We start from the raw sequence: 6,405 nt of genomic DNA on the forward strand, positions 1-6,405 counted from the left end.
AAAACGAGTTCTCGGAGACCTACCTCCAGACTGACGACGACGTCACCGGCGACGATGTCTACGATGAACTCCAGTCGCTGCGCGAGGAAGCGACCGACTGGCTGAACTCCGAGGGCGTCGACGAGGCGAACCACGCCTTCGAGTACTTCGCGGAGTGTCGCTACTTCCGACAGGACATCCAGATGTCCATCCCCATCGACATCGACAACCTGCGAAGCGAGACGGGCCTCGCCGAGATCAAGGGTGACTTCGAGAGTCGCCACGACCGCCGGTTCGGCTTCTCCCTCGATGCACCGCTGGAGATCGCCAACCTCCGGGTCATCGGCAAGGGAACGATGCAGGGCGTCACCATCGAAGCGGCGGACCTCGAAGGTGCCGACCCCAGCGACGCGTTGGTGGATACCGACGAGGTGTATTTCGACGGCAGATACCATGAAACGCCAATATACGACCGAACCGAGCTGCGACCGGGCAACGAGATCGCGGGGCCGGCTATCGTCATCGACGACGACTCGACGGTCGTCGTTCAGCCGGACCACACCGCGAGCATCGATCGCTATGCGAACATCGAGATTACGCGGGGTGAGAGCCAATGAGCGCTGAAACGCCGGATTTCGTCGGCGAACACGATATCGACGCGACGACGCTCGACATCATCGAGAGCACGCTGGCCAACACCCGCGAGGAGATGGACCGAGTCGTCGAGACGACTGCCATCAGCCCGGTCATCCGTGAGCAGTCCGACCAGTTCCCGCTCATCGCCGACCGTCACGGGCGGATGGTCATGGGCCAGTTCGGCTCGGCCATCGATACGATACTCGAGAACTCGCCGTTCGACCGGGACGACCTCGAGGACGGCGATGTCATCGCTACTAACGACCCCTACATGTGTGCCGGCGCCGTCTCACACACGCCGGACATGCTGCTGTTGCGGCCAATCTTCTACGAGGGCGACCTCGTCGGGTTCTCCAGCCAGTGGGGCAACCTGATGGACGTCGGGGGGAAGACCCCCGGGAGCATGCCGGTGCAGGCGACGACCATCTTCGAGGAGGGGATCCGCCTCCCGCCGGTCAAGTTGTACAAGGGCGGGGAGTTCGACAGCGAACTCCTCGAGACGTTCGCGCACAACACGCGCCTGCCGGACCACGCCGAAGCCGACATCAAGGCGCTCGCGGCAGGGACGAAAGCCGCCGAAACGCGCGTCCACGAACTCTGCGACCGGTTCGGCAAGGAGACGTATCTGGAGGGCTGTGACGCCATCCTCGACCGCACCCGAGACGGGATGATAAACCTCATCGACGAGTTCGTCCCCGAGGGCGAACGCTACACGTTCGAGGATTACGTCGACGACGACGGGATGGGAAACGGCCCCATCAAACTCCACCTCGAAATCTACCGGGAAGGCGATACCGTCCATCTGGACTGGACCGGGACCGACGAGCAGGTGCCCGGGACGGTGAACTTCCTCCTGAACGAGAAGATGTTCAAGATGTTCACCGGGGTCTTCCTCATCATGGCGTTCGACCCGCTGTTGACGTTCAACGACGGGTACTACGACCTCTTCGAGGTGACGCTGCCAAAGGGAACGGTCGTCCAGCCCGAGTATCCGGCGGCGCTCGGCAACCGACTCCCGATGATGGCCCGACAGTTCGATGTCCTGCAGGCGACGTTCTCGAAGCTCATCGACGGCTTCTCGGTGGCCGGCAGCTACGGCACGTCGCCGAACCTCGTCTACGCGGGCACCGACTCGGAGGGCAACGACTTCCAGATGCTCGAGATCCTCTACGGTGGCATCCCGGCCCGGCCGGGCGGCGACGGCCTCGACGGCCACTCGTGGTGGCCGCTCTTCCGGACGGTCCCCGCCGAGTACCAGGAGGCCTACTACCCGCTGACCATCGACGAGTACAGCACCCGAGCGGACACCGGTGGTGCGGGCACGTTCCGCGGCGGCCACGGGATCACGAAGGTCTACACCTTCGAGGAGGACGGCGCGATCACGTTCCAGGACGACCGCGCCCACACCTATCCGTGGGGCGTCGACGGGGGCTCGCACGCGCAGACGAGCGAAAAGAAGCTCATCCGCACCGACGGAACCGAGGAGGACCTCCCGTCGAAGGTCGAGAACGTCGCGGTACAGGCCGGCGACAAACTCGTCTTCAGTACCGCTGGCGGCGGCGGGCTCGGCGACCCGCTCGAGCGTGAACCCGAGACCGTCGCGACGGAGGTCCGTCGCGGGCTGATATCGGCCGAAGCCGCTCGCGACGAATACGGCGTCGTCCTCGACGATGACGGCACCGTCGACGCCGATGCGACCGACCGGCAGCGCGAGGAGATTCGTCAGAACCGCGACGAACTGGAGGAGTTCGACTACGGCCCGCTGCCGGACGATGACGACCTCGCGGAGCAGATCGACGCCGAACGCCGCGAGTTCGAGGGACGGCACGACTGAGACTCCTCGACTATTTCGCCTTTCAACGACGGAACACTCAACACCATGGACCGGCCAACCGACATCGACGAATACTACGAGGGCGAGGAGTTCGGCGCGAGCGTCGGCCTCGGCGAACGGCCCGCGCTGGTGGTCATCGACCTTATAAACGCCTTCACCGACCCCGAGACGGAACTCGGCTCGGAGGTAGACGGCGTCATCGAGCAGACCGAACGTCTCCTGACGACCTTCCGCGAACACGAGTTGCCCCGCTATTTCACGACGGTGGCCTTCGAGGAATCATACGGCGACGCCGGCCGATTCATCGAGAAGGTGCCGGCGTTACGGGAACTGCGTCTCGGGACCGAGGCCGTCGAGGTCGACGACCGCATCGCGCCCGTCGATGACGAACGGGTCATCCTCAAGAAGTACGCGAGCGCGTTCTTCGGGACCGACCTCGAAACGGAGTTGACGACCCATCGGGTCGATACGCTCGTCATCGTCGGCGTCACGACGAGCGGTTGTATCCGTGCGACGGCCGTCGATAGCCTGCAACACGGCTACCGGACTATCGTCCCGGCCGACGCGGTCGGCGACCGTGCCGACGGCCCACATCGCGCGAACCTGCTCGACATCGACGCCAAGTACGGAGACGTCGTCGAGACCGACGACGTAATCGACCACCTTGACCAAGACAACGACACATAGCATGACACGACCATCGGATTCAACCGAGAACGAACCACCGGACCCCTCGGCGAACGCACCACCTACCACCGTCGGTATCGACGGTGACAACCGACACTCGGTCAGCGAGTCGAACGATGTCTAAGACCACGCAAACATACGGTGGAAAACTCCGAGAGCGCCTCCAACAGGACGAACTGCTGGCCTGTCCCGGGGTTCACGACCCGCTGACGGGGGCCATCGCGGACCACGTCGGCTTCGACGCGATATACATGACGGGGTACGGAACCTCCATCTCGAAGGTCGGCTATCCGGACGCCGGTTTCATCACCATGCCGGAGATGATAGCCAACGCCGAGAACATCCAGGAACGGGTCGACGTGCCGCTTGTCGCCGACGCCGACAACGGGTACGGCAACGCGACGAACGTCATCCGGACGGTCCGCGAATACGTCAAAGCCGGCGTTGCGGCCATCCACATCGAGGACCAGACGTTCCCGAAACGCTGTGGCCACACGAAGGGACGGCAGGTCATCCCGAAGGAGGAAGCGGTCGGGAAGATCGCCGCCGCGGCCGACGTTCGCGACGAGCGGGCCGAGGAGTTCGTCATCATCGCCCGCACCGACGCACGCGGTACAGGTGGGGGCTCCCTCGATGAGGCCATCGAACGGGCCAACGCGTTCCTCGAAGTCGGCGCGGATATCGCGTTCGTCGAAGGGCCGACCGATACGGACGAGATTCAGCGTATCGGCCGCGAGGTCGACGGCCCGCTTCTGTACAACTTCGTCGGGGATCTCGGCACCTCGCCGTATGTGCCGCTCGAGTCGCTCGAGGAGTGGGGCTTCGACCTCGTGTTGTTCCCGATATTCTCGACGCTGTCGACGATCGCCAACGTCCACGCCGACCTCGCCCAGTTCGCCGAGGACCCACTCGAAGCGATGCGGAGCGTCGACGACGATTTCGCCGCTGAACCGGTCGGGAGCCTCCACGAGTTCTCCGGGTTTCCCGAGGTCGTCGAGTGGGAGGAAGCGTACCTCCCCGAAGCCGAACAGGAGAAGTACGAGGGGTCGCTCGGCGACGAACTGACCGATACGTGAGACGCCGCCGCTAAACTACTTTTAACAGCCGCCGTTCGAACTTCCCGACCCGCACTCGCTGCCAGCCGCGCAACTCCTCGTCGAGCTGTGGGTCGCCGGTGTCGACCCGCAATACGCCGATGTCGTCGAGTTTCTGTTTCGAGGCGATGACCTCGATCTCGGATTGTCGAATCACGTCGGGCGAAATCTGGTCGTTGCCGCGGCCGAAAATGAACCCCTGCCCGCCGATAGGGGAGACGACGATGACGTTGCGCTCGCCGAGGGTGCCGAGGATGTCGGACTCGCCGGCGTCGCGGGCCAGCACCTCGTCGTCCCGCCAGACGTCGACGCCGAGCGGCGAGCCGTTGAAGCCGAGTTCGGTCTTGACGGCGTCGACGGTCGACCCGGGGCCGAGGATGTAGGTGCCCTCTTCGTCGCCGATGTCGCCGGCGACGGCCTCGGCCAGCGCCTCGACGGTGCCGCCGCCGATCTGCTTGGAGGACTGGATCTCGTCGCCGACCGGCACCTCCGCCAGCGCCTTGAGCTCGGTCGTCACGTCGCCGCCGCGGTAGGCGTCCTCGTCGATGTCGTTGACCTCGCGGGTCTCGGTGCGGTCGAAGGTGGCGGCGATGCGGCCCGCCGCGCGCGGGGTGACCGCGAAGACCGACGAGTAGACCTTGACACCACCGGGGACGCCGAGGATGGGCGTGTCGTCGTCGAGTTCGTCCAGCGTCTCGGCGACATCGACGGCGGTACCGTCGCCACCGACGAAGAGGATGAGGTCGACGCCCTCCTCGACGATCCGACGGACGGCCTCGCTGGTGTCCGCGGAGGCGGTGTCTTTCCCGTCGCGGCCCTCGGGGTGGCCGACGACGATGGGCGAGAAGCCGGCGGCGACGGCCTCGTCTTCGCCCATCACGCCGCCGTAGGTGTAGAGTTCGACGTCGATGGGCTGTTCGCGGAGGTGTTCGAGCGCCTGCTGGGCGCGGGAGGGCGCACGCGGTTCGGCGCCGCGGCGGCGGGCCTCCTCGACCTTGTTGTCGGTGCCTTTCAGTCCGACGCGGCCGCCCATGCCGGCGATGGGGTTGACGACCAGCCCGATTCGTCGCATACCGGATGACGGGCCGCCGAAGCCAAAAACTGCGTGGTCTCACCGGTGAAATATGGCGCGGCACTGCTGGACCATCCGAACCGGCGGGAAGCGAATCGATTAAGGGACGGCCGGAAAAAGGGGGGCGTATGAACCTTCCATTGCAGGCGTTTCAGGACTCCCCGGGAATCGTCGACGCGTCGGGGTGGGTCGTACTGATTGCCAGCCTCGTCGTCACCGTCGGCTGGCTCTGGTATCTCTACCGCTGAGGCTGCTCGCGCTTTTCACAGGACATCCGCGTTCTCGTGGAGCCACGCGGCCGCCTCGTCGACGGCCTCCTCGTCGGGGCTCTGGATCTTCACGCGAACGTGGTCGCCCGGATAACTGCCGACGATTACGCCGAAGCGCTCCTGTAGTTCCTCGAAGCGGTCGATGAGCGCGCTCTCGGGTTCGTCGACCACGACGAAAGCCACGTGGCTGGTCTCGCCTTCGAAGTCGCCTTCGACCTGTTCGAACATCGCTTTCATCTCGGCGGGGACGCCCGGCAGGACGTAGACGTTCTCGACGACACAACCGGGTGCGACGCCCTCGGTGTTGTGCAGCGGGCGTGCGCCGGCGGGCAGGTCGGCGGTGCCGTCGGTGAGGTCCTCGCGCTGATAGCCGCCCTCGGTAGCGAGCCACTGGAGGACGGCCTCGTTCGTCTCGACATCGCGGCCGACGGCGGCGGCGACGCCCTCGATCGTCAGGTCGTCGTGGGTCGGCCCGAGGCCGCCGGTGACGACGACGGCGTCGTATTCGGCGGCGTACTCGTTGACGACGCGGGCGATGTCGGCCTCGCGGTCGGGGACCGTGGTGGCGCGTTCGACGTTCGCACCGCGATCGGTCAACTGCTCGCCGAGCCACGCGGCGTTCGTGTTGACGGTATCCCCGGAGAGCAACTCGTCGCCGACCGAGACCAGCGCGACGTTCATAGCCGCCGATTGGGTCGCGTCCGGCTAAACCCCGTCGGACCCGGTACGGTGGGGGCTACCGCATCCCCGGTGGCGGTCCCTCGCGGTCGTCGTCGTAATCGACGTCGAGGCCTTCCTCCTCGCGGAGTTCCTTGGCCTGCTGGATCTGGAAGT

Annotated in this window: 5 protein-coding genes and 1 pseudogene; 4 read left to right on the forward strand and 2 right to left on the reverse strand. The window is 65.4% G+C overall.

Annotated elements, in window-relative coordinates; all coding sequences use genetic code 11:
• From V5A53_RS11705 to V5A53_RS11720, 4 genes and pseudogenes are all read left to right on the forward strand, one after another.
• Nucleotides 1-596, forward strand: a pseudogene (locus tag V5A53_RS11705) (hydantoinase/oxoprolinase family protein); the annotation flags it as partial.
• Nucleotides 593-2,449, forward strand: coding sequence for a hydantoinase B/oxoprolinase family protein (locus tag V5A53_RS11710; protein WP_332313794.1), 1,857 nt, complete (start codon nt 593-595; stop codon nt 2,447-2,449). The pseudogene V5A53_RS11705 and the gene V5A53_RS11710, both read left to right, overlap by 4 nt.
• Before the next feature lie 45 nt (nt 2,450-2,494).
• Nucleotides 2,495-3,136 carry an isochorismatase family protein gene (locus tag V5A53_RS11715; RefSeq protein WP_332313795.1) on the forward strand — a complete coding sequence of 214 codons (642 nt, stop codon included), beginning with the start codon at nt 2,495-2,497 and terminating at the stop codon, nt 3,134-3,136.
• Between the two features lie 116 nt (nt 3,137-3,252).
• Nucleotides 3,253-4,212 (forward strand): isocitrate lyase/PEP mutase family protein, encoded by a 960-nt coding sequence (locus V5A53_RS11720; RefSeq protein WP_332313796.1) that lies wholly within the window; start codon nt 3,253-3,255, stop codon nt 4,210-4,212.
• A 10-nt stretch (nt 4,213-4,222) separates the two neighbouring features.
• Here V5A53_RS11720 and V5A53_RS11725 read toward each other — a convergent pair whose 3' ends face one another.
• Together V5A53_RS11725 and V5A53_RS11730 are read right to left on the reverse strand one after the other, a co-directional pair.
• On the reverse strand, nt 4,223-5,302 hold the full coding sequence (locus tag V5A53_RS11725) for an ATP-NAD kinase family protein (protein ID WP_332313797.1): 1,080 nt from the start codon (nt 5,300-5,302) through the stop codon (nt 4,223-4,225).
• A gap of 263 nt (nt 5,303-5,565) precedes the next feature.
• Nucleotides 5,566-6,252: a competence/damage-inducible protein A gene (locus V5A53_RS11730; RefSeq protein WP_332313798.1), complete on the reverse strand. Its 687-nt coding sequence runs from the start codon at nt 6,250-6,252 to the stop codon at nt 5,566-5,568.
• Between the last annotated feature and the right edge of the window lie 153 nt (nt 6,253-6,405).

This window comes from Natronomonas sp., assembly GCF_036625485.1.
In the GTDB taxonomy this organism is placed as follows: domain Archaea; phylum Halobacteriota; class Halobacteria; order Halobacteriales; family Haloarculaceae; genus Natronomonas.

Coding starts and splice junctions, on each gene's coding strand:
- V5A53_RS11710 (WP_332313794.1), top strand. CDS start 593: ATGAGCGCTGAAACGCCGGATTTCGTCGGCGAACACGATATCGACGCG.
- V5A53_RS11715 (WP_332313795.1), top strand. CDS start 2,495: ATGGACCGGCCAACCGACATCGACGAATACTACGAGGGCGAGGAGTTC.
- V5A53_RS11720 (WP_332313796.1), top strand. CDS start 3,253: ATGTCTAAGACCACGCAAACATACGGTGGAAAACTCCGAGAGCGCCTC.
- V5A53_RS11725 (WP_332313797.1), bottom strand. CDS start 5,302: ATGCGACGAATCGGGCTGGTCGTCAACCCCATCGCCGGCATGGGCGGC.
- V5A53_RS11730 (WP_332313798.1), bottom strand. CDS start 6,252: ATGAACGTCGCGCTGGTCTCGGTCGGCGACGAGTTGCTCTCCGGGGAT.